Here is a 22135-nt window from a genome sequence, read left to right as displayed (position 1 = left end):
TTGGTTTCCAACGACATGACCGTTTACGATTACGTATATTATTGCACCATCAATTTAAAGATTTAGAATTTCAAGTAGGTTAAGGGATAGGAGCACGATCTCCTACCCCAACAATTGACGTAGAACCTTTTATTTCAAACAGTAGGCTTTCTCCTATCATGCTCATAAACTGATAAAGAAGACTTAGTACTGCACGAAGAATAAGGAGGAAGATCCATGAAGATGTTTTTTATCCTGTTTTTCATAGCGTTGTTAGGACTAGGAAGCTATTCAATCAATGAAGATGTTGTTCGGGAGCCTGATCAGACAGATGGCTCGACTGACGGATCCGACGAAGATGGTTCAGAGGATCCAATCGAAAATGAGGTTTTTAAAATCGCCTCACCTCTTCCGAATCAGACGGTAAATGAAGAGTTCGTGTTCAAAGGCAAAGCGAGGGTTTTCGAGGCGAATTTCCAATATGAATTGAGGGATGGTGAAACGGTCCTCGAGAGTGATTTCATCACAGCATCTGAAGGGGCACCTGGATGGGGCGACTTCGAGCGAGTCATCGCCGTTCCTGAAACCGTCGATTCGAAATTGATTTTAAAAGTCTTTGTTTCGAGTGCAAAGGACGGTTCAGAAATCAATATTTTAGAAATCCCTTTGAAAACCGAATGATATTACCGAAGCTTTGACTGGCAATGAGGACAATGCTTTGGTGAACGACTAAGTTTAAATCCAGACGGTCTCGAACCTTTTCCACATACCTGACAATTCGAGCGACCTTGATAAGCACGCCCCATCCGGATCCGAAAAAAGAACAATAGCCCAAGAATCAAAAAGAAAATTATCCATACAAACGTAACCAACCTGAACCCCTCCACTTTCGTTTTTTATCTTGACTCGTACCCATGTATACTTCAAGGATACCAGAAATAGGAATAAAACGAAGAAATAAATAACGAGGTGAGGACTTGGAACGCTTTGAAACACGAATCACTGTCGACGAGATGGAAACATGCGAACTGCCATTTTGTGCACAAACAACCAATGAGGCACCCCTTTTCACCGCTGAAGCATACAGTAATACGGAGAAAAAAATGACCGAGGTTTCACTTGAAAAATATAAAGGTAAATGGGTGATTCTCTTTTTCTATGGAAGTGACTTCACGTTTGTTTGACCGACAGAGCTGGCGGCGGTCGCTGCCATTTTACCTAAGTTCCGTTCATTGAATGCTGAGGTTTTGGCAATCAGCACGGACAGTGTTTACGCTCATAAGGTATTTACAGAAACATCACCTTCAGCTGCCAAAGTCAATTTCCCGCTTGTCAGTGATCGGACGCAGGTGATCACCCGCGCTTACCGTGTGCTGAATGAAAAAACAGGTGCTGCGCTTCGGGCAACAGTGATCATTGATCCGGACGGGGTGATCGTTTCAAGGCTCGTCAATCCGCTGGAAGTGGGACGTAATGTCTATGAAATTTTAAGATTATTGCAAGGGATCCAATACGGTAGAAGTACTGGAGAAGGCGTCCCAGCCAACTGGCTGCCCGGCCAGCCTGGTTTAAAACGGAATCCAACCATGATCGGGAAAATATGACAGCTTGTTTAGGATGGGGCTGGGGCCAATAAGCCCTGTTTCGGGACAGCTTCTCGTGTTTTTTACCTATTCCTGGCCCATATCGCCTTGATTCGGGACAGCTTCTCGTGTTTTTCACCTACTCCTGTCCCGTATCGCTTTGTTTCAGGACAGCTTCTCGTGTTTTTCACTTGTTCCTGTCCCGTATCGCTTTGTTTCGGGACAGCTTCTCGCGTTTTTCACCTGCTCCTGTCCCGTATCGCTTTGTTTCAGGACAGCTTCTCGTGTTTTTCACTTGTTCCTGTCCCGTACCGCTTTGGTTCGGGACAGCTTCTCGTGTTTTTCCCCTGCTCCTGTTCCGTATCGCTTTGGTTCGGGACAGCTGCTCGTGTTTTCCACCTGTTCCTGTCCCGATCATCGTGGTTTCGGGACACTCTCCCGCCTTTTCCCATTGCTCCTGTCCGAATAGGATGTTCATGATACGACAAGCTGTATACGGTTTCCTGATGGATCTTCTGTATGAACAAGATGCTCCTCTTTGTCAGCCTTGTAACCTAAAGCGTGTAATCGTGTGGCCGTCTCCATTAATTGACGTTCACTTGAAAAAACGATCGTATACCATTTCATTCCGGCTTCAGTTTCTTGCGGCCGTGGTGCACCTGTTCCATTCCATGTGTTAAGGCCGACATGATGATGATAACCGCCTGAAGCAACAAATAAAGCTTGGTGGCGGAATGGCACCGTGATATCGAAACCGAGACCCTCTACATAAAATCGCTTCGCTTGTTCGAGATCGTTGACATGAAGGTGGATATGTCCGATAACAGTGTCAGCAGGCAATCCGTCCCACGTTTTCCCCGACTTCAACAAATCTTCCATATCTAGAGGATCACTGACGAATGGCAGTTCCCCTTCATTCCATGTCCATTGCTCTGCAGGACGATCTGTGTAGATTTCAATTCCATTTCCATCTGGATCAGCTAAATAAAGGGCTTCACTGAACAAGTGATCGGAACCACCGTGTAATGGATACCGTTTGTCTGCGAGTCTTTTTAAGGATGCACCGAGATCTTCTCTTGTTGGCAACAGGATTGCAAAATGATAAAGCCCTGTCGTCCTTCTCAGCTTCGGTTCGGCGTCCTTTTTTTCTTCAAGTGTAACGAGCGGAATTTTTCCATCAGTACTCAATGAGACAAATCCGTCTTTTTGTTCTAATACTGAAAACCCTAAGAGATCCGTATAAAAGTCGATTGAACGCTTTAGATCAACCACAACTAAATGGACTAGTCCGACGTAAATGTTTGAATGACGATGAAATTGCATACTAGATTCCTCCTTATGTCTTTATCACTTACTTTTTGTAAGTAGTTAACTATACTATATCATTACTTTTTAACACTTACAATAAGTAAGTTGAATTTGATTGCAAAAAAACACCGCCCCACAAATGAGACAGTGTTTTTATGTAGTACGTATTCTTACCTATTCTGCTGTTGTGATGTATCTTTCTAATGCATTCAGTGCTTCTTCTTCATCTCTTCCGTCTGTAACGATCGTCACCTTTGAACCCGATCCGACAGCTAGACTCATGATGCCCATGATGCTTTTCGCATTCACCTTTTTGCCGTCTTTTTCTAAAAATACATCTGAGGTAAAACGATTTGCTTCTTGGACGAACAATGCGGCAGGACGGGCCTGCAATCCGGTTTTCAATTCAACCGTCAATTCTTTTTCTAACAATGGATCATTCCTCCTTGTACATTCCCTATATAGATTTATATATCGACGCTCAAGAATAAATGTAAGAAATTTTTTGAAAGCGTTCTCTTAGACTCTAAAAGAAAAACGCCGGACTTACAATTGTCCCTGGCGTATTTTATTGGCCATTTCATCCAGCTTCCGTAACCGGTGATTGATTCCCGACTTACTGATTGGTCCGGAAGTGACGAGGTCTCCAAGTTCTTGTAACGTCACATCCTGATATTTCACCCGAAGCTCAGCGATTTCGCGAAGTTTGTCCGGCAGTTTCTCCAACCCGATTTCCCGCTCGATCAATCGGATATTCTCCACTTGACGCATCGATGCCCCGACGGTTTTATTCAGATTCGCTGTTTCGCAGTTCACGAGACGATTGACTGAATTCCGCATATCTTTCATGATCCGGACATCTTCAAAGTACAACAATGCATTATGAGCCCCGATCAAGGTGAGGAATTCGGAAATCTTTTCTCCCTCTTTCAAGTAGATGATGAATCCTTTTTTCCGTTCTAACATTTTAGCATTCAAATCGAAAGAATTCATCAATTCCAGTAGAGATTGTGTATGTTCTTCATACATAGAGAAGATTTCTAAATGATAGGAGGTCTCTGGATGGTTCAAGGATCCGCCAGCGAGGAAAGCACCTCTTAAATAAGACCGCTTGCAGCAGCTTTTCTTCGTGATATCCTTCGAAACGTCCCGTTTGAAGGAAAACCCTTCTCCCATTATATCCAGTTCATTCAATAACGCTCTTGAATCTTGTTTGATCCGAACGATATAGACGTTATTTTTCTTCAATCTCATTTTTTTACGGACAAGCAACTCGGCTGGATAGCCATATAACTGTTTAATCAAAGTATAAATCCTACGTGCTATCGCTGCATTCTCAGTCGGTATATCCAAAATGATTTCCTTGTTCGCTAACGAGAGCGATCCATTCATCCGGATCAATGCTGAGAGCTCAGCTTTTGAACAACACTTTTTCAGTTCTAACTTCGTCAACTCTTTCTTTGTATCTGACGCAAAGGACACCATGTACACCCCCTCTGGTTTTCCTGTTCTGGGGTTCTATTTTGAAACGACATCTAAAATGATTTCTGAAACACGTTTGGCATCATGCCTGATCAGCGAATCATTGTATTGCACTATTTTATCACTGATCACATCAAAGCCAAAGGATTTCAACCTGTCCTCATCATATTCGACAGGCTCTCCACCTTCTGCTTCATATTTCGTCAAAACATCAGCTGGCACTTTATCATTATTGACAATTATCGTATCAATTATCTGTTGACCGATGTGAGCAACGAGAATGTTCACATGATCGGAGGCGGTGAAGTGATCTGTCTCACCAGGCTGTGTCATCACATTGCATATATAGACGCTTTTCGCTTTCGATTTCTTGATCTCTTCAGTTATCCCTGGTACGAGCAAGCTCGGCAGAATGCTGGTGTAAAGGCTTCCCGGCCCTATAAGGATAAGGTCTGCATCACGGATCGCTCGTAAACTTTCATCCAGTGGTTTCACTGTATCCGGGGTCAAAAAGACACGCACAATCTTTTTCCCTGTATGTGGTATTTTTGATTCACCCGATACAATCGTTCCATCGTTCATTTCTGCATTCAAAATGACACGATGATCGGATGCCGGCAGTACCTTTCCACGTACGTTCAAAACTTTGGATAACTCCCGGATCCCTGTTACGAAGTTTCCGGTGATATCTGACATTGCAGCCAACAAAAGATTACCTAACGAGTGTCCAGACAAGCCATTTCCGTTTGTGAACCGGTGTTGGAACAATTGCTCGACAAGAGGCTCCACTTCCGAAAGTGCGGCTAGCACGTTCCGGATATCCCCTGGAGGTATGATATCAAGCTCTTCCCTTAATCTCCCTGAACTCCCGCCATCATCAGCAACCGTTACGATCGCTGTAATATCGACGGGGAATTTCTTTAACCCTCTCAACAGGACTGACAATCCCGTCCCCCCGCCGAAAACGACTATTTTAGGCCTTTGATTCAACTTCAGGTACCTTTTTATCTTTCTTGATATCACGATGGCTGCTATGGACGTGATATTCTTTTCTCAAATAATCCTTCAAGTGTTCAGCAAGGGTGACTGAACGATGCTTTCCGCCAGTACATCCGACTGCGATCACAAGCTGGCTTTTTCCTTCTCGTTTGTAATGCGGAATGATGAAGTCCAGTAATCCTGTCAGCTTTTCGATGAATTTCTGAGTTTCGGACCATTTAAGCACATAGGAGGATACCTCTTCTTCCAATCCTGTTTTTGGTCGCATATGCTCGATATAATGAGGGTTCGGTAAAAAACGCACATCGAACACAAGGTCCGCATCGATCGGCATTCCGTATTTGAAACCGAACGACAAAACATTGATCGTGAACGGATGCGATTCATTCGTTTTGTACCGTTCAATGATATTTTCACGAAGCTGCTTCGGCTTCATATCAGTCGTATCTAAAATTTTCTGTGCTCTGCCTTTAAGCTCTTCCAGCAATTCTCTTTCATTTTTGATTCCATCGAGCGGCAATCCGTCCGGCGCAAGCGGATGAGAGCGTCTTGTCTCTTTGTATCGCTGGACAAGTGTCGCATCTGCTGCATCCAAAAACAGGATATGCGGCTTTATGACTGAGGAATCGGACATTTCATCGATCGTCTCAAATAATTGATCGAAAAATTCCCGTCCTCGTAAATCCATGACGAGCGCTACTTTCGTCAGCTTTCCTGTGGAATCTTCCATCAGCTCGACGAATTTTGGCAGCAGCGCAGGAGGCAGGTTATCGACACAGAAATAGCCAAGGTCCTCGAAGCTTTGCATCGCTACAGTTTTTCCAGCACCAGACATTCCTGTGATGATGACCATTTTGAATTCTTGTTGTTCCATCTATACCCCGCCTTTCCTTTAAAATCTGTCCAAGAGTTTAATCCAGCCCTGTGTGCTGATCAAAGCCCTATATATCGTGGACAACCTTCAAGATGGATCCAATCGATAACTGAGCAGTTTGAAATCTGGTGTATACGTAAACGTTCCGATGATCATCCCGTTGCCTGTCATCATGTAATCATGAATATGATGATCGCCAGGAGCCATCGGTAAGTCTGATATCTCTTCTTTCGGTTTCCAGGCTAATTTCCCTTCCTCCGATTCGGAGAGCACTTCACCTTCATAATCAGTCGCATAGAAAGTGAACATCATCCACTCTTCTATAATCTGCTCATCTTCTTTAATGATAAAATTGAAAACACCTTTTAGTTTTGGGCTCAGTAAGTAAAGTCCGGTTTCTTCACGGTACTCTCGGATAACCGCATCCTTGATGGTCTCTTCAGACTCCATTTTTCCACCGGGGGCTACCCACCACCCACGCCGAGGTTTTTGCAGAACTAAAATTTGATTATCTTTTTCGAGTACACAATTCGTCACTCGTTGCACATGATTCACCTCTTTCCTCAATTATACTACGTTTTCAAGCACGCCAACAATTCTAATCCTAGTTTATGTAGCCAGTTAGGATTTTTAACAAACAATTGATGAATGTACAGTCCAGTATCTTTTATTTTCGATAGCACAGGCTTAATTCCTTTGAGATTCTAATATGTTTGATAGCAGGAATGGAAACCTTGACACTTCAGCTGAAAAAGCATCCGGTATTGCCGTTCGACTGTTTATATGAAGCGTTCATAGAGCAACTAACGCTGCTTTTTTGTGTTCGATTTTCCGTATGAAGCGTTTATGGAGCAACTCCCTCCGCTTTTTTGGGCGCGATTGTCCGCATGAGAATCAGAGGTACACTCCGAGAACTTGTTTTTATGTCTCTAGATAAAGCTGCTTTGCTTTTGGAAAAGCATGATAATGCGATATAAAAAACAAAAAAAGAGCACGGAACCAAAAGTCCCGTGCACAAAAATAAGAAATTTATTAAAAGGGGGTCAATTTCTTAAGTGTATAATAACCCACCAATATTTCACGGTTGTTACAAAATGGTTAAAACCGAATTACTTTTTCTGGATAAAGAAAAATTCAGCTTGTTTTTTACGAATTTACACTCAATTTTTCCATAAGTTCTTCAACATAATGCTGGGCACTTTGTGCAGCAATACTACCGTCGCCAGTTGCTGTAACGATCTGACGCAATGTTTTTTCACGGATATCTCCAGCAGCAAAAATTCCTGGAATTTTCGTTTCCATTTCTGAATTCGTTTCAACGTAACCATTTTCGTTCGTAATACCAAGGTCTTTGACTGCTTCATTCAATGGGATCATTCCGATATAGATGAAGACGCCATCCGTTTTGAATTCGCGCTCTTCACCGTCTTCAGTGCTTACTAGTGTGACACTGCCGACCTTGTTATTATCAGCATTTATCTCTTTAATAGTGTGGTTCCAGATGAAATCGATCTTCTCATTATCGAACGCACGGTCTTGTAGAATTTTCTGTGCCCGCAACTTATCACGACGGTGTACGATTGTGACTTTTGATGCAAACCGAGTCAGATAAACTCCCTCTTCAACAGCGGAGTCCCCGCCACCAACGACGACAAGTTCTTTGTTTTTGAAGAATGCACCGTCACAGACAGCGCAGTATGATACCCCGCGTCCGCTCAGTTCCTTCTCACCAGGGATGCCTAATTTTTTGTATTCTGCACCTGTACCGATGATGATCGAGCGGGCTTTGTATTCCTTACCGCCTCCAGCTTTGACCGTCTTGTATTCTTCTCCGTCGATGATTTCCTTTACGTCGCCGTATGCATATTCAGCACCGAATTTTTTAGCGTGCTCGAACATCTTATTCGACAGATCCGGACCAAGGATATGATCGTATCCAGGATAGTTCTCGACATCTTCTGTGTTTGCCATTTGGCCGCCTGGAATTCCGCGTTCAATCATCAATGTGCTCAAATTCGCACGTGAAGTATATACAGCAGCTGTAAGTCCAGCAGGACCTGCACCTGCAATGATTACGTCATAAATTTTTTCCTCAGACATGCTCTCCACTCCTTTTCCGAAAACCCATTTTACAGTTAGTTTGAACGAATAATCGCCTTCTTATTAGTAATCGTATTAAAGCAACGCCTCTACGTCTAATATAATGCTCAGAGAGGAAGACCATTCAGAAGACCGTACCTGGCACAAAAATTGAGCCTCACTCTCCCAAGGAGTTGCAGAGGGTGCCTGGCACCGAAATTGAGCTCTACTCCCCCAAAGGATCGCAGATGGTGCCTGGCACCGAAATTGTGCCTTACTCTCGCAAGGGATTGCTGATGGTGCCTGGCACCGAAATTGAGCTCTACTCTCCCAAGGGATATCAGATGGTGCCTGGCACCGAAATTGAGCTCTACTCCCCCAAGGGGTCTCAGATGGTGCCTGGCACCGCCATCGAGCATTATGGTTTCATGGTTTGGCGGTGGTGGAGGATTTTCAGTGTTTTGACGTACTTTTGAAGGGTTGAGGCTGATATCCCGAATTTCTCAGCTAGACTTTTCTGCGTTGTGGTCTTCTCTTGAAGCTGATCAGCCATATATGTCACAGCTGCTGCCCAGGCTGTCGGATTGGCGATCGACAGGGAGCCATCCCTGGCTTCATTGATCAAGAGATGCCACAGAAATGCCGTATCTGGGTCAAGTTCCTCTCGTATTCCTAAGACATTTTCAAGAATCGCTAAGCCTTTTTCCATATCCTCCGATGGCTGATCGAGTTGCTCGATACCGCTATCCTTATGAATTTGAACAGATTCATATCCACGTTCAAACAAGATTGTCGCAGCAAGCTCCTTCATGATCACCGGCTCATTCACTTCCGCACAGAATGCCTCCAGCGTCGCCGTCGTGTCTTCATCGTCCCACTTACGGATCAACAACAAATGAGACAGCTTGTTTTTATGGATCGTACTTCTAAGCTTCTTAATCCGTTCTGATAACTCATTTGGATCCTGTAGATTATTCAAGGGTATAGTATATTGGTATTCAGCTTCCTCAGAATCGAGAGTGTTATCCCGCAACTTTTCTAAATAATACGTGGCGACCGTACTGTCCGCATCCAGATCAAGAATCTTTTCCCACGCCTTTTCAGCAGATTGGACTCGTCCTGTTTTGAATGAAGCGACAGCAAGCCAATGGAAAAACGTCACATTCCAAGCGTAGCCATGAGAACGCACTGAATTCAGCCATGTGAAAGCAAGCTCGTCCTCTTCTAAAAGCGCGAACGTGCTACCAAGCTTATAGCGATGTTCCGGAATGATCGGATGGATCACCTTCAAACAATCGAGGAACCGATCAAGTTCCTTCTGCTGGTACAGTTGTTTGTAAAAAAGAGCAGCATTACAAAGCGCATGAAGATTCCCGGGATTTTTACCGAGGACATCATCAAGCACCGAGAACGCTTCGTCATATTCACCTAGATAAAAATGAGCGAGGGCCAGGTTGTTATATGCCGCCCAAAATTCCGGATGTGCGTCGACCATCTCTTTCAACAGATTCCGCGCACCAGAAAAATCACCTTTTTCAAGGCTTCGACGTGCTTTTTCATGTTTAACGATCAGCTTTTCTTCGGACGAATGTTTTTCTAAATCTTCCCCAAACTCGGTATGTATCAGATCAAGTAATTCCTCAGAATCCTCGTAGAATTCACCGTTCGGATCATTCTCCATATAGCGTACCGCTTCACTTTCAGCCTCCCGGAACATGCCGAGATGTGCGTAGTTGTTCGCCATGAAGTAGTAGCATTCCGATATGTCTGCGTCGATTTCGCTCACGATATATTCAAGCAAGTCGTTCGATTCGATGAAATCGCCAAGTTCAGCTAATGTTGCTGCAAGCTGGCACAAATAAGTCGGTTCCTTCGGCTCGACCTCGACTGCTTTTTCAAATAGCTGTTTCGCTTTGATCAAGTCTTTCTTCTGATATGCCTTAAGACCACGCTGAAAATAATACTCTCCACTTCTAGCAAAAGGAATGACATTACCCCTCGCCTTTTGTGGAGTGTTCTGGTTTACCTTCATTTAATTCAATCACCCGTTCTCTGAAACTATCCATCGAAAGTATAACACACCCTTACTCTGTCGAACACAGCAAATCAAGAGTTTTCAATAAACGGAAAATTACAGGAATTGCTTGTGTTTTACTTACGATTCCACACTTTCCAGCACTAAACCCCAATATATAGATGAATAGCTTTAACTTCTCGGTAATTCGATCATAAATATTGAAAAACGCCATCAATAAAAATTAGAGGACATCTGTTTCGCTATCTGTGACAAAAAGGGTTGATTTCAAAAATTAGAGGACAACTGTTCCGCTATGCGCGTAAAACACGGCTGATTTTTATAGATGTTAACCCAATAAGGTCTCTGGTGTCTTCTAATTTTATGAAACATAGCCGTTTCAGCAAAATAAGGTCTCTCCTGTCCGCTAAATGTATCGATCTATCAAAACCACGATCAGTAGTGCACAAAAAAACGAAAAGGAACTTATTCCTTTTCGTTCCTCTTCGTATGTCGTTCTTCCAACACGCCTAAAACCTCACGAAGCGGTAAATCCTGCTCACGGAGCAGCACCATCAGATGATAAAGTAAATCCGCTGACTCCCAGGAAAGCTCTTCCTTGTCACGGTTTTTCGCCGCGATGATCACCTCTGACGCTTCCTCCCCGACTTTTTTCAAGATTTTATCGACGCCTTCTTCAAACAGGTACGTCGTGTACGAACCTTCCGGACGAGTGCGCTCCCGTTCAGCGATCAACCGTTCAAGCTCTGAAAGGATTGCGAGCTTGTCAGCACTAACTCCATGCGCGCCACCAGTCGAGGTCCCATCCTCTCCCTCTAACAGCGAGTCGTCAAAGCAACTGAACGTCCCTTTATGACAAGCTGGTCCCTTCGGCCTTACTAACACAACCAGCGCATCCTGATCGCAATCGTAGCGGATATCGGTGATCGTCTGTGTGTTCCCTGACGTCTCACCTTTATGCCATAGCTCCTGCCTTGAACGGCTGTAGAACCAGGTCTCCTTCGTTTCAAGGGATTTTTGCAACGATTCCTCATTCATATAAGCAAGCGTCAGTACTTCCTTGCTCTCGACATCCTGGACGACTGCCGGAATCAAACCTTTTTCATCAAACCGTAATTCACTGACCTTCATCGGACATTCACCCCTTGCTGTCTCAAATGATCTTTTACTGCTGTAATTGATGTTTCTTTATAGTGGAAAATCGAAGCTGCTAAAGCTGCGTCAGCATCGGCTTCAGCAAAAACCTCATGAAAATGGTCGGCAGACCCTGCTCCACCTGAAGCGATCACCGGAATTGTAACCGCATCCCGGACAGCCTTCGTCAACTCGATATGAAAGCCGGATTTTTCACCATCACGATCCATACTTGTGAGCAACAACTCCCCGGCGCCTCGTTTCACAGCTTCCTTCGCCCAGTCGATCACTTCCCAATCCGTTGATCGCTGACCGCCATTCGTATACACACGCCATGAACCGAGCTCCTCATCATAACGAGCGTCGATCGCGACGACAATGCATTGGGAGCCGAAGTATTCCGATCCGAGCGTGATCAGGTCCGGATTTTTGACAGCTGCTGTATTCAAGGAAACCTTGTCAGCTCCGGCCCGAAGCACACTCTTGATATCTTCCAGAGAATTGATGCCGCCTCCCACTGTAAAAGGGATCGCAAGCGTCGCCGCAACCTGTTCGACAAGGTCTATGATCACGTTCCGACGTTCGTTGGAAGCAGAAATATCGAGGAAAACCAGCTCATCCGCCCCTTGCTCATCGTACGCCTTCGCAAGTTCGACAGGGTCCCCCGCATCTATGATATTCACAAACTGTATACCTTTTACGACCCGTCCATCCTTCACGTCCAGACAGGGTACAATCCGTTTCGTTAACATCTATTGACCTACCTTTTCTAGTGCTTCTGAAAGAGTGAAACGCTCCGTATACAGCGCCTTCCCTATAATCGCACCTTCAATTCCATCCTTCTTCCGTCCAGCCAAAACCTGAAGATCTTCCAGTGAGCTGACGCCACCGGAAGCAATCACCTCAGCGTCTGATTCCTTCGCAAGCTCCGTAATCGCTTCGACATTCGGGCCTTCGAGGGTTCCGTCACGTGAAATATCGGTAAAAATGAAGTGCCGAGCTCCAGCCTCAACAAGTTCCTTCGCAAGCTCGACAGCCTTCACTTCGGAGTTGTCAAGCCAGCCTTCTGTCGCCACATAACCATCGCGGGCATCGAGTCCGATCGCGATCCGCTCCCCGTATTTCTGCAGCATCTCCTTCGTGAATGCTGGATTTTTAACGGCAACACTCCCTAAAATGACCCGGTCCACACCATTTTTCAAGTAAAAATCAATATCCTCTTCTGAGCGGATACCGCCGCCGACCTGAACCTTCACATCAAGATCAGAGGCTACCTGAAGGACATGTTTATGGTTCACTTTTTCGGCAGTCTTCGCACCGTCGAGATCGACCATATGGATCCAGCTTGCACCCTGCTCTGCAAAATGCTTCGCCATTTCGAACGGGGAATCGCCATAGACGGTCTCCTGATCATAATCCCCTTGAAAAAGCCGGACGCATTTGCCTCCGCGCATATCGATTGCTGGATACAGTTCAAATCGCTTCATCCTTCTGCCTCCTCTCCACATAATCACCGAAGTTTTTCAGGATTTCCATGCCGGCATCGCTGCTCTTTTCCGGATGGAATTGCGCTCCGAAAATATGACAGCGGCCGACGACAGCCGGAACTTCTTCAAAATAATCAGCCGTCGCAAGCAACACGTCCCTGTCCTCCGTCTGAACAAGATACGAATGCACGAAATAAACGAAGTCCGTGCTGAGATTCTGCAATAAAGGAGATTCCGGCTGTTGGATGATCATCCGATTCCAGCCCATATGCGGCACCTTATATGTAGTCCCATCAGCTGTGATCCCCGGGAACCGTACAACACGACCAGGTAAAAGACTGAGTCCATCCGTCAATCCATTCTCTTCACTTTCCTCGAACAAAAGCTGCATGCCGAGACATATTCCGAAAAGCGGCTTTCCAGCTTCCACCTCATCGACGATGAACTGTGCCATCCCGTCTTTTTTCAACGCATGCATCGCGTCCTTAAAAGCGCCGACGCCCGGCAGCAACAACGCATCCGCTGTAGCCAGCTCTTCTTTTCGCTCTGATATGAAATGATCGATCTCCAGTCGTTTAAGCGCATTTTGTACTGAGTGGAGGTTTCCCATTCCGTAATCGACAATCCCGATCATTTACAGCATTCCTTTCGTTGAGGGTACGCCTTTAACCCTCGGATCGATCTGAGTCGCTTCATCCAGCGCCCGTCCAAGTGCCTTGAAGATCGCTTCGATGATATGGTGCGTGTTCGATCCGTGATGGACGATCACATGTAGGTTCATTCGCGCTTCAATCGCAAGCTTCGATAAAAACTCGTGCACAAGCTCCGTATCGAAGGTACCGAGTTTGGCAGATGGAAGATCCGCTTTCAGCTCAAGGTGCGGCCGGTTGCTCAAGTCGATGACAACTTGCGCTAACGCTTCATCCATCGGGACGATTGCATTCCCGTACCTGCGGATCCCTTTTTTATCACCTAGAGCCTCAATCAGGGCATGTCCTAAACAGATGCCGATGTCCTCTGTCGTATGATGATCGTCAATCTCCGTATCGCCTTCCGCATCGACCTTCAGATCAAATAACCCATGGCGGGTCCACAGATCGAGCATATGATTCAAAAACGGGACTGGAGACTGGATATCAGATTGCCCCTCTCCGTCGATCTGGAGGTTTAGCCTGATGTTCGTTTCATTCGTCTTACGTGAAATTTCCGCTTTTCGTCCTGTCATTTCTCACTCTTCCTCCAATCGGTAATCGATCGCTCGCGCATGGGCTTCCAACCCTTCAATACGAGCTAGTTTACTAATCTTTCGGCCATGCTCGAATAAAGCGTCGGTCCCATATGAAATGATACTTGATTTTTTCGTAAAATCATCAACACTCAACGGGCTGGAAAAACGTGCTGTTCCGCTTGTCGGGAGCACGTGGTTCGGTCCTGCAAAATAGTCCCCGATCGGCTCCGCACTGTTTTTACCAAGAAAAATCGCACCCGCATGCCTGATCTGACCGAGCAGCTCGAACGGCTCGTGCGCGACAATCTCAAGGTGTTCCGGGGCGAGCTCATTGACCGCCACGATCGCTTCTTCCTCCGTATTCGCTACATAAATGACGCCATTGCTGATCACAGACGCTTCTGCAATTGCTTTGCGCGGGAGGCTTTCAAGCTGGCGGATCACTTCCCTCGACGTCTCTTCCGCCACTTCGACCGACGTCGTCACAAGAATCGCAGAGGCCATCTGATCATGTTCCGCCTGGGACAGAAGATCTGCCGCCAGATGGGCCGGGTTCGCCGTATCATCCGCATAGATGAGGATTTCACTCGGTCCAGCAATCATATCGATGCCGACATGTCCGAATACTTCCCGCTTCGCCAAAGCGACATAGATGTTACCCGGTCCGACGATTTTATCGACAGGGACAACCGACTTTGTTCCGAACGCCAAAGCGCCGATTGCCTGGGCGCCTCCTACTTTATAAATCTCGTTGACACCACTCTCATTTGCAGCGACCAATACACTTGCCGGGAGCGTCCCATCCGGGCGCGGAGGTGTCGTCATCGCAATCCTCTCAACTCCTGCTACCTTCGCCGGAATCGCCCCCATAAGGACAGATGAAGGATATTCAGCCGTACCGCCTGGAACATAGACACCGACCGAATCCAGCGGTGTGATCTTCTGTCCAAGAACCGAGCCGTCATCGCTCGTCATCATCCATGATTCACGGATTTGCTTTTTATGATAGACTTTGATGTTCCGCGCAGCCTCCTGGATGATTTCGATGACTTCTTCATCCAGGGATTCATACGCTTTTTCGATTTCGACCTTCGTCACCTTCAACGATTCAAGCTCAGCTCCGTCAAATTTCTTCGTCAATTCGAAGAGAGCCTGATCCCCTTCTGCTTTCACCTGTTCAAGGATTCCAAGTACAGCCTGCCTTTGTTCTTCAGTCCCTTGATTCAGTTGCTTTCGAGGCACAGTCCCCTTCAATTGCTGGATTTTCATCGCGTGATCTCCTCCCCTTCAATGACCTTTTCCAACCGACTTACCATCTCATCGATCGCATCTGCTTTGATCCGGTAACTGACTGGGTTGACGATGAACCGCGATGTTATATCAAGAATCCGTTCCGTTTCAACTAGTCCATTCTCTTTCAATGTCCGGCCGGTCGAGACGATATCGACAATCCGATCTGCCAGACCGATCAGCGGGGCCAATTCAATCGACCCGTTCAGCTTGATGATCTCGACCTGCTTCCCCTGGCTTCTGAAATAATTTGAAGCAACATTCGGATATTTCGTTGCAATTTTCGGGGCGACGGTATCCAGTTCTGTATCTGGAAGTCCTGCAACCGCCAGATAACAACGGGAAATCCCTAGATCCAGCACTTCATAGACGTCCCGCTTTTCTTCAAGCATGACATCCTTCCCTGCGATTCCGACATCTGCGACACCATGCTCCACATAAGTTGGAACATCCATCGGTTTTGCCAATATAAAACGCAAATCCGCCTCTTCGATCTCAAGGATCAGTTTGCGTGAATCCTCGAACTCAGGTGGAAGAGTGTAGTCAGCTTCCCGAAGCAACTGTACAGCTTCCTCGAAAATCCGCCCTTTCGGCATCGCAATCGTCAATGTAGATGGACTCACTGCTCTCCCCCCTCTTCTTTTCCGAGATAATACGTCACATTTGAAAATTGTCCAGTAAACGCATCAAGACTCTCGATACCCTTGATGTCCTGAACCACGACGGTTTCACCCTGATCTCTCAGCTTCTTACCGAACGCATAGGCTTCCTTACGCTGGCCTTCTGAAAACACGACGCAATGCGTGAAAGCTTTCGTTTCTACCGGCCGGATTGCTTCCATCAAGTAATCAAGATGGATACCGAACCCGGTCGCCTTCGCTTCTTTATCGAATTTCGCGAGGAGCGCATCATAACGTCCCCCATTGCTGATCGGAGAACCAAGTTCTGGGGCATACCCTTCAAAAACCACACCTGTGTAGTAGGTCATGTGACTGACCAATGTGAGATCAAGCGTAGCGATGTCATTGACGCCGTAAGCTTTCAAGCAATCTCTCAAAGCATGAAGTTCTTCGATCGCCTCATAACCCCGGGTAGATGTGATCAGCTTTTCCGCATCCTCCAGCTTGTTTTCACCTCTCAGATGGAGAAAGTCGAGAAGACGCTTCTGGTCGATTGAAGACAATGGCAGCTTCTTCACATGCTGTTTGTACCCTACGTAATTCTTTTCATATAAAAAACGTTTCAGCGTTTCGACACGCTGGTCCGTTCCGAGAATCTCCTTGAATAACGCATCCACATAGCCAAGGTGACCGACAGCGACTTGAAAGTTTTCAAGGCCGACATGTTCAAGCGTCTCGATCATCAACGCGATCACTTCTCCATCGGCACTTGTCGAGCCATCTCCGATCAATTCAATACCGAATTGCTCAAACTCCGCAGGACGACCTCCCTCTTGCTGCTGGGCACGGAATACATTCGCCGAATAAGCGATACGCATCGGCTGTGATTCATTTTGCAGCGTTGATGATGCTACCCGTGCGATCGGAGCTGTCATATCCGGTCTCAAAACAAGGGTCTTCCCTTCTTGATCGAGTAATTTGAAAAGCTGCTGTTCCAGGGTCGCTGAAGCTTCCCCTACAGTATCGTAATATTCGACCGTCGGCGTCTGCATGAACCGGTATCCCCATTTCTGGACAGCTTGTTCCATCGCAGCCCGGCTCGCTGATTTGATCTCATACAGGTTTGGTAACGTATCCCGCATACCTAAAGGTTTTTCAAACACTAATGGTTTCGTCACAACACTCACTCTCCGAATCGACCTATTTAATAATGAATTGTTAGTCAGGCTATGTTTTTTTGCAACGCCTTTACGGATGGTCCAGCATTTGTTGTACCAACTCATATTAGTGGACAACAGAGACCTTAATTGCCCCATATCCTCCGTTTTAAAAAAATTAGAGGACACCAGGGACCTTACTCGCCTAAAACCAGAGGAAATCACGATCGATTTCCGCAAATAGCGGAACAGTTGTCCTCTAATTTTTGAAATCAACCCTTTTTGTCACAGATAACGGAACAGATGTCCTCTAATTTTAACAGGTTATGCACGAATGCGTTTTCCCTCGCAAACAAGCTCTTTTTCAATGAGACAGTATAAAGGGGGCAAAGGTGGTTCCACACAAATCCTTTAGTTCGCTAATTAACTAACAAGATAAAGGTATAATAAGTAGTCTAACTTTCTTACAAAAACACGTCAACCGAAAATTTTATCTTCTGACGTTTTATCTTTACCCTATTTATGCCTCTTTAAATAGTCGTAGTCCAAAAACTTGACTCTTGGTTGAGGTCCTTCTTATATTCGGGAGTAACATAAGATAAAATGAATACAATATAGCTTATAAGTTACTTTAGCTATACCCCAACTTCTTGTAAATTACATAAGGTTGATTGTCGCATTCTACATCTTTGGATATAGCCTCGCTTTCAAAGGGAAATCTGCAATATATGAACGAAAATTCGATAACGAAAGAAGGTTTCTTATGTTCAACAAAATCTTTTTCCTTGCAATCGTAATTGGTGTTCCTTTATCTGTGGCTGGTAATCTGCTTCACTGGCCGGAAGCAATCATGTTCATCGTATATTGTCTCACCATCGTTGCTCTTGCAGCATATATGGGACGTGCAACTGAAAGTCTGGCGATCCACTCTGGCCCAAGAATAGGAGGACTTTTAAATGCCACCTTCGGAAATGCTGTCGAGCTCATCATCTCGATTTTTGCCTTGAAAGCAGGATATGTCTCGATCGTGCTTGCATCCTTGACAGGTTCTGTCCTTGGGAACCTCCTGCTTGTCGGAGGACTTTCGTTTTTCGTAGGGGGCTTACGTTTTAAAAGGCAAAGGTTCAATGTCCACGATGCAAGGCATAATTCAGCCCTGCTTATGTTCGGGGTGGTCGTCGCCTTCGTTTTCCCTGAAATTTTCGCGATGAACTTGAATGATGCTGAAGCGTTGACGTTAAGCATTTGGGTTTCATGCATTTTGATCGGCCTATACCTGGCCGCGCTCTTCTTTAAACTGGTGACCCACCGTGGTGTTTATAGCAGTGAAGGCGGAGATGAGGAAGCTCATGAGGAAGAGGCTGAATGGACCGGAAAGAAAGCGTTGATCATCCTGGCGTTAGCTACTGCTGCTGTCGCGTATGTGAGTGAAGCGCTCGTCCACACATTCGAAACGGTAGGAGAACAATTCGGATGGAGCGAAGTTTTCATCGGGGTCATCATCGTTGCGATTGTCGGTAATGCAGCTGAACACGCCTCTGCAATCATCATGGCGTACAAGAACAAAATGGATATAGCGGTCGAAATTGCGGTTGGTTCGACGCTGCAAATCGCGATGTTCGTCGCACCGGTACTCGTGCTGCTCTCGCTGATTTTCCCGACACCGATGGCTCTCGTCTTTACCGTTCCAGAACTCGTCGCCATGGTTCTTGCGGTCCTGTTGACGAATACGATCGCAAACGACGGAGACACGAACTGGTTCGAAGGCGCCACCCTGCTCGCCGCCTACTTCATAATGGGCGTCGGTTTCTACCTTCTTTAGAATAGGACTGTTTTGTAAAATAACGAAACCACTGGTTCACCAGTGGTTTTTCCTTTTGAACAAGACGATAGTACCTTAACGGACACAGGAGACCTTATTTGCATCAAAACCCCCAGTTTTTCGAACCTAACGGACACCAGAGACGCTATTTCGAGAATACCAGCCCGAATCAACGTGTTTCACCTCAAATAACGGCCCTGGTGTCCGCTGAATTTCTGGAACACCCCTTTTCGACACAAATAACGGCTCCCCTGTCCGTTAGCTCCCACTGCTAAAATTTCAGCCCCCATACCAGAACAACACAAAAGGAGCCCCATTCTGAAGGAATCGCTACAAACACCAAGTCGGGTTCGGGATTCTCTCAGAATGAGGCTCGCACAATCCAATTTCAGCTTACTTATAGACGTGGTTCACATAACGATGGACGAAACGGCGTACATCCCGCTCCTGTACATGGAAATGGAACTGGCATCTATGGGCATTCTTGAAATAACTGAAGTCGGTCTGCAGATATTTTTCCAATTGTTTTCGATGAATATGGACCACCAGCTCACTTGACTGGAAAGGCACCGCAATTTTCAACATTGATATATATGGAAGCTCCTTGAACAGATAAACAAGGTTATCAAGAAGCAGTTTACCTATCTTTAATTTCGTGGAAAAATAATGATCATAATCATCCAGATATTCAGGACTGACGTGATCACTGTTTTCAAAACGGATGACTGCTTCGTTCCCATTCCAATAAGCATCGCGGATATAATCGCTGCCTCTTAGTCGGGATACGGCTGACAAAAAGAAGAACCGGTCCTGTTGCTCTGTTTCTTTTTTCGATTTCTTCTGAATCGCCGGACGAACCCAAGCATCGCTTATTTGGAACTCACCATTCATGTAGATCAACGACATTCTCTTCTTTTGTTCCATGTGACACCCACCTTTAATCTATATATCGTCAGTATCCGACATTTGTTTATGTTCGGCCATCTCGTCTTTCGTATAGATGAGCCGCATCGGATTTCCGCCTACGAATGAACCGGGTTCAACATCCCTATGTACCAATGTACCTGCTGAAACGACGGCTCCGTCACCGATCGTCACACCGGGCAGAATCGTACTGTTGGCCCCGATCATCACTTCATCTCCAATATTTACATTACCAAGACGATACTCTTTTATCAAATATTCATGCGTTAAAATTGTCGTATTATATCCGATGATGGTGTTTCGACCGACCGAAATCCGTTCAGGAAACATGATATCGACCATGACCATCAAAGCAAAAGCTGTCTGTCCGCCTACTTCCATACCTAGAAACGTGCGGTACAGCCAGTTCTTCACTGGAATGATCGGGGTATATCTCGCGAGCTGGATGACTACGAAGTTTTTCAGTACCTTGTGGAACGGCACCGTCTTGTAGATCTGCCAGAGCGCATTGCTTCCCTTAACAGGATGACGCTCAGTCTTCCGCATTATACATTCACCTCTAAGACATTTAATAGATCCGGCATTTTCTCTAGCATGTAATCCGGTTCAGATCGTTCGAGGTTTTCTCTTCCCTTGATTGTCCAGGAGACAGCAGCAGTCAGCGTACCGGCATTTTTACCTGCTTCGATATCATATCGGCTGTCCCCGACCATGATAGCAGAGGCTGTGTCGGATTGCAGCTTGTCCAACGCACGGATCACAGGTTGCGGATCAGGCTTCGCACGCTCGACGTCATCCAGTGTGACAATCGTCGTGAAATACTCGCCTAAGCCTGTGATTTCAAGGCCAAGCTCAACCGCATCCCGCATCTTCGTCGTTACGATGCCAAGTTTGAACCCTTTTTCGTGCAAAGTTTTTACCGTATAGGCAACCCCTTCGAAAGCGTGCACGTACTCTTCATGATGGGCAAGATTATGTTCTTTATACGTACGCACCATTTCGGCAACCGACGTTTCATCAACTCTCTTGAAAGAATCGACCAACGGCTCACCGATGAAGGAAATGATGTCATCACGAGAATATTGCTGTGGCTTGAACTGCTCCAAAGTATGTGTAAAAGAAGATATGATCAAATCGTTTGTATTGATCAACGTACCATCCAAATCAAACAGAATCGTATCAATTTTCATAGTTGGCTTCCTTTCGATGTCTGTATACGTTTTTTGCTTCCACCCGGTTCCAGATGAATGCCACCACCATCGTCAAAATGATGGCAACGACAAGCCGGATGATGAGCAATGGCCACACCGGTATACCGAGCGGGATGAAAATCAAGGTATCTTCAATGACAGCATGACAGGATACGAGAAAAATGAATGCTAGATAAAGGTCCTTCTTTTCCACGCCGTCCTCTTTGACCGCCTGCATCATCACACCAGCACCAAATGCAAGGCCGAAAAAGATCCCCGCTGCTAGAGTCGTAGATGTGTTCGGTTTCATTCCTAACGCTTTTGTAATCGGGGCCATCCAACGTGAAAACACCGTCAGCCAATTCAAGTCTTTCATCACCTGGATGAAGATCATGAGCGGGATGACCACCGCCGCCAGCTGGAGAATACCGATGAATCCTTTTTCCAATCCGTGCCATAAAATGTTCCAAAAACCGTTGACCTGTTCTTCTGAGCCTGAAATGAATCCATAAACGGCTTGTTCTGAACCGCCTTTCCACACGATTGAGATGAAGAACGCAGAAATCAACGCAAGCCCGATCCGCACAACCATCACGATCCACATTTTGATTCCGACCTTGGCCGCAACTGACGACTCGATCAGTAGATTGTGTGAAAACGAGAGCATGACAGCGAGGATGAACACTTCCTTCACGGTCAGATCAAGGCTTAGGATCGCGCCGATACCCGCATACAGGTTTAAAAAGTTTCCGATGACGAGCGGCAGAGCGGCCTCACCTGAAAGACCGATCCATTTCATCAATGGCTCTGCAAGCCTGACGAGCCAATCCATCAAAGGGGTTTGTCCAAGAATTGTAACGATCAGAGTGATTGGGAAGATGATTTTACCTAGTGTCCATGTTGTATTCAGGCCAACTTTCAGGCCGTTTTTCAATGTGTTCATC

The 22135-nt window shown here is 45.9% G+C and carries 24 protein-coding genes; 3 read left to right on the top strand and 21 right to left on the bottom strand.

Annotated features, from left to right (window positions below):
• The first annotated feature begins 216 nt into the window (after positions 1-216).
• Positions 217-660 carry a Gmad2 immunoglobulin-like domain-containing protein gene (locus N8M93_RS11630; protein WP_261131967.1) on the top strand — a complete coding sequence of 148 codons (444 nt, stop codon included), beginning with the start codon at positions 217-219 and terminating at the stop codon, positions 658-660.
• Between the two features lie 332 nt (positions 661-992).
• Positions 993-1583: a peroxiredoxin gene (locus N8M93_RS11625; protein WP_261132011.1), complete on the top strand. Its 591-nt coding sequence runs from the start codon at positions 993-995 to the stop codon at positions 1581-1583.
• Positions 1584-1749: 166 nt separating this feature from the next.
• Here N8M93_RS11625 and N8M93_RS11620 read toward each other — a convergent pair whose 3' ends face one another.
• From N8M93_RS11620 to N8M93_RS11540, 17 genes are all read right to left on the bottom strand, one after another.
• A complete protein-coding gene (locus N8M93_RS11620) occupies positions 1750-2040 on the bottom strand; it encodes a hypothetical protein (RefSeq protein ID WP_261131965.1) in 291 nt (96 codons plus the stop codon).
• Positions 2037-2885, bottom strand: a complete 849-nt coding sequence (locus tag N8M93_RS11615; protein WP_261131962.1) for a VOC family protein — start codon at positions 2883-2885, stop codon at positions 2037-2039. The genes N8M93_RS11620 and N8M93_RS11615 overlap by 4 nt, the downstream gene beginning before the upstream one ends.
• Before the next feature lie 159 nt (positions 2886-3044).
• Positions 3045-3302, bottom strand: coding sequence for an HPr family phosphocarrier protein (locus N8M93_RS11610; protein WP_261131960.1), 258 nt, complete (start codon positions 3300-3302; stop codon positions 3045-3047).
• Between the two features lie 114 nt (positions 3303-3416).
• Positions 3417-4352 carry a DNA-binding protein WhiA gene (gene whiA / locus N8M93_RS11605; protein ID WP_261132009.1) on the bottom strand — a complete coding sequence of 312 codons (936 nt, stop codon included), beginning with the start codon at positions 4350-4352 and terminating at the stop codon, positions 3417-3419.
• A 36-nt stretch (positions 4353-4388) separates the two neighbouring features.
• On the bottom strand, positions 4389-5342 hold the full coding sequence (gene yvcK / locus N8M93_RS11600; protein ID WP_261131959.1) for a YvcK family protein: 954 nt from the start codon (positions 5340-5342) through the stop codon (positions 4389-4391).
• Positions 5326-6225: an RNase adapter RapZ gene (gene rapZ, locus N8M93_RS11595; RefSeq protein ID WP_261131957.1), complete on the bottom strand. Its 900-nt coding sequence runs from the start codon at positions 6223-6225 to the stop codon at positions 5326-5328. The genes yvcK and rapZ overlap by 17 nt, the downstream gene beginning before the upstream one ends.
• Positions 6226-6312: 87 nt before the next feature.
• Entirely contained in the window at positions 6313-6771 is a 459-nt protein-coding gene (locus N8M93_RS11590) for an 8-oxo-dGTP diphosphatase (protein ID WP_261131955.1), read from the bottom strand.
• A gap of 600 nt (positions 6772-7371) precedes the next feature.
• Positions 7372-8325, bottom strand: a complete 954-nt coding sequence (trxB, locus tag N8M93_RS11585) for a thioredoxin-disulfide reductase (RefSeq protein ID WP_261131952.1) — start codon at positions 8323-8325, stop codon at positions 7372-7374.
• Between the two features lie 397 nt (positions 8326-8722).
• On the bottom strand, positions 8723-10336 hold the full coding sequence (locus N8M93_RS11580; protein WP_261131950.1) for a lipopolysaccharide assembly protein LapB: 1614 nt from the start codon (positions 10334-10336) through the stop codon (positions 8723-8725).
• 468 nt (positions 10337-10804) lie between these two features.
• The gene (hisIE, locus tag N8M93_RS11575; RefSeq protein WP_261131948.1) at positions 10805-11470 is read right to left on the bottom strand and encodes a bifunctional phosphoribosyl-AMP cyclohydrolase/phosphoribosyl-ATP diphosphatase HisIE; all 666 of its coding nucleotides are present in this window, start codon (positions 11468-11470) and stop codon (positions 10805-10807) included.
• Positions 11467-12225, bottom strand: coding sequence for an imidazole glycerol phosphate synthase subunit HisF (hisF, locus tag N8M93_RS11570; protein ID WP_261131947.1), 759 nt, complete (start codon positions 12223-12225; stop codon positions 11467-11469). The genes hisIE and hisF overlap by 4 nt, the downstream gene beginning before the upstream one ends.
• Positions 12226-12960, bottom strand: a complete 735-nt coding sequence (hisA, locus tag N8M93_RS11565; RefSeq protein WP_261131946.1) for a 1-(5-phosphoribosyl)-5-[(5-phosphoribosylamino)methylideneamino]imidazole-4-carboxamide isomerase — start codon at positions 12958-12960, stop codon at positions 12226-12228. It lies immediately after the preceding gene.
• Complete coding sequence (gene hisH, locus N8M93_RS11560) at positions 12947-13594, bottom strand: imidazole glycerol phosphate synthase subunit HisH (protein WP_261131945.1); 648 nt, start codon at positions 13592-13594, stop codon at positions 12947-12949. Before hisH ends, hisA begins: the two co-directional genes overlap by 14 nt.
• Positions 13595-14185 carry an imidazoleglycerol-phosphate dehydratase HisB gene (gene hisB, locus N8M93_RS11555; RefSeq protein WP_261131943.1) on the bottom strand — a complete coding sequence of 197 codons (591 nt, stop codon included), beginning with the start codon at positions 14183-14185 and terminating at the stop codon, positions 13595-13597.
• Positions 14186-14188: 3 nt separating this feature from the next.
• Positions 14189-15457, bottom strand: coding sequence for a histidinol dehydrogenase (gene hisD, locus N8M93_RS11550; protein WP_261131941.1), 1269 nt, complete (start codon positions 15455-15457; stop codon positions 14189-14191).
• Positions 15454-16074, bottom strand: coding sequence for an ATP phosphoribosyltransferase (gene hisG / locus N8M93_RS11545; protein WP_261132007.1), 621 nt, complete (start codon positions 16072-16074; stop codon positions 15454-15456). The genes hisD and hisG overlap by 4 nt, the downstream gene beginning before the upstream one ends.
• Positions 16075-16097: 23 nt before the next feature.
• Positions 16098-17276, bottom strand: coding sequence for an ATP phosphoribosyltransferase regulatory subunit (locus N8M93_RS11540; protein WP_261131940.1), 1179 nt, complete (start codon positions 17274-17276; stop codon positions 16098-16100).
• Positions 17277-18018: 742 nt separating this feature from the next.
• Here N8M93_RS11540 and cax point away from each other — a divergent pair.
• On the top strand, positions 18019-19077 hold the full coding sequence (gene cax, locus N8M93_RS11535) for a calcium/proton exchanger (protein ID WP_261131939.1): 1059 nt from the start codon (positions 18019-18021) through the stop codon (positions 19075-19077).
• A 393-nt stretch (positions 19078-19470) separates the two neighbouring features.
• On the opposite strand, the gene N8M93_RS11530 is transcribed toward cax, so the two are convergent.
• The 4 genes from N8M93_RS11530 to N8M93_RS11515 are packed head-to-tail and all read right to left on the bottom strand — an operon-like array spanning position 19471 to position 22134.
• A complete protein-coding gene (locus tag N8M93_RS11530; protein WP_261131937.1) occupies positions 19471-20001 on the bottom strand; it encodes a hypothetical protein in 531 nt (176 codons plus the stop codon).
• Positions 20002-20019: 18 nt separating this feature from the next.
• On the bottom strand, positions 20020-20547 hold the full coding sequence (locus N8M93_RS11525; RefSeq protein WP_261131935.1) for a DapH/DapD/GlmU-related protein: 528 nt from the start codon (positions 20545-20547) through the stop codon (positions 20020-20022).
• Positions 20547-21191, bottom strand: coding sequence for a pyrophosphatase PpaX (gene ppaX, locus N8M93_RS11520; RefSeq protein WP_261131933.1), 645 nt, complete (start codon positions 21189-21191; stop codon positions 20547-20549). Before ppaX ends, N8M93_RS11525 begins: the two co-directional genes overlap by 1 nt.
• Complete coding sequence (locus N8M93_RS11515; protein ID WP_261132006.1) at positions 21181-22134, bottom strand: nucleoside recognition domain-containing protein; 954 nt, start codon at positions 22132-22134, stop codon at positions 21181-21183. Before N8M93_RS11515 ends, ppaX begins: the two co-directional genes overlap by 11 nt.
• Position 22135: the final 1 nt, after the last annotated feature.

Origin of the sequence: Bacillus sp. Marseille-Q3570, assembly GCF_946151055.1 — a bacterium.
Lineage (GTDB): Bacteria > Bacillota > Bacilli > Bacillales > Fictibacillaceae > Pseudalkalibacillus.
The sequence above is the reverse complement of the archived record's forward strand: the minus strand, read 5'-3'. Positions and strand labels throughout refer to the sequence as shown.

Excerpts from the sequence above, each read along its gene's own strand:
- hisB (WP_261131943.1), bottom strand. The coding sequence starts at position 14,185 with ATGACAGGACGAAAAGCGGAAATTTCACGTAAGACGAATGAAACGAAC.
- N8M93_RS11620 (WP_261131965.1), bottom strand. The coding sequence starts at position 2,040 with ATGAACATCCTATTCGGACAGGAGCAATGGGAAAAGGCGGGAGAGTGT.
- N8M93_RS11515 (WP_261132006.1), bottom strand. The coding sequence starts at position 22,134 with ATGAACACATTGAAAAACGGCCTGAAAGTTGGCCTGAATACAACATGG.
- trxB (WP_261131952.1), bottom strand. The coding sequence starts at position 8,325 with ATGTCTGAGGAAAAAATTTATGACGTAATCATTGCAGGTGCAGGTCCT.
- hisA (WP_261131946.1), bottom strand. The coding sequence starts at position 12,960 with ATGAAGCGATTTGAACTGTATCCAGCAATCGATATGCGCGGAGGCAAA.
- hisIE (WP_261131948.1), bottom strand. The coding sequence starts at position 11,470 with ATGAAGGTCAGTGAATTACGGTTTGATGAAAAAGGTTTGATTCCGGCA.
- cax (WP_261131939.1), top strand. The coding sequence starts at position 18,019 with ATGTTCAACAAAATCTTTTTCCTTGCAATCGTAATTGGTGTTCCTTTA.
- ppaX (WP_261131933.1), bottom strand. The coding sequence starts at position 21,191 with ATGAAAATTGATACGATTCTGTTTGATTTGGATGGTACGTTGATCAAT.
- hisD (WP_261131941.1), bottom strand. The coding sequence starts at position 15,457 with ATGAAAATCCAGCAATTGAAGGGGACTGTGCCTCGAAAGCAACTGAAT.
- hisH (WP_261131945.1), bottom strand. The coding sequence starts at position 13,594 with ATGATCGGGATTGTCGATTACGGAATGGGAAACCTCCACTCAGTACAA.
- N8M93_RS11525 (WP_261131935.1), bottom strand. The coding sequence starts at position 20,547 with ATGCGGAAGACTGAGCGTCATCCTGTTAAGGGAAGCAATGCGCTCTGG.
- N8M93_RS11615 (WP_261131962.1), bottom strand. The coding sequence starts at position 2,885 with ATGCAATTTCATCGTCATTCAAACATTTACGTCGGACTAGTCCATTTA.
- N8M93_RS11530 (WP_261131937.1), bottom strand. The coding sequence starts at position 20,001 with ATGGAACAAAAGAAGAGAATGTCGTTGATCTACATGAATGGTGAGTTC.
- N8M93_RS11630 (WP_261131967.1), top strand. The coding sequence starts at position 217 with ATGAAGATGTTTTTTATCCTGTTTTTCATAGCGTTGTTAGGACTAGGA.
- rapZ (WP_261131957.1), bottom strand. The coding sequence starts at position 6,225 with ATGGAACAACAAGAATTCAAAATGGTCATCATCACAGGAATGTCTGGT.
- hisF (WP_261131947.1), bottom strand. The coding sequence starts at position 12,225 with ATGTTAACGAAACGGATTGTACCCTGTCTGGACGTGAAGGATGGACGG.
- N8M93_RS11580 (WP_261131950.1), bottom strand. The coding sequence starts at position 10,336 with ATGAAGGTAAACCAGAACACTCCACAAAAGGCGAGGGGTAATGTCATT.
- hisG (WP_261132007.1), bottom strand. The coding sequence starts at position 16,074 with ATGCCGAAAGGGCGGATTTTCGAGGAAGCTGTACAGTTGCTTCGGGAA.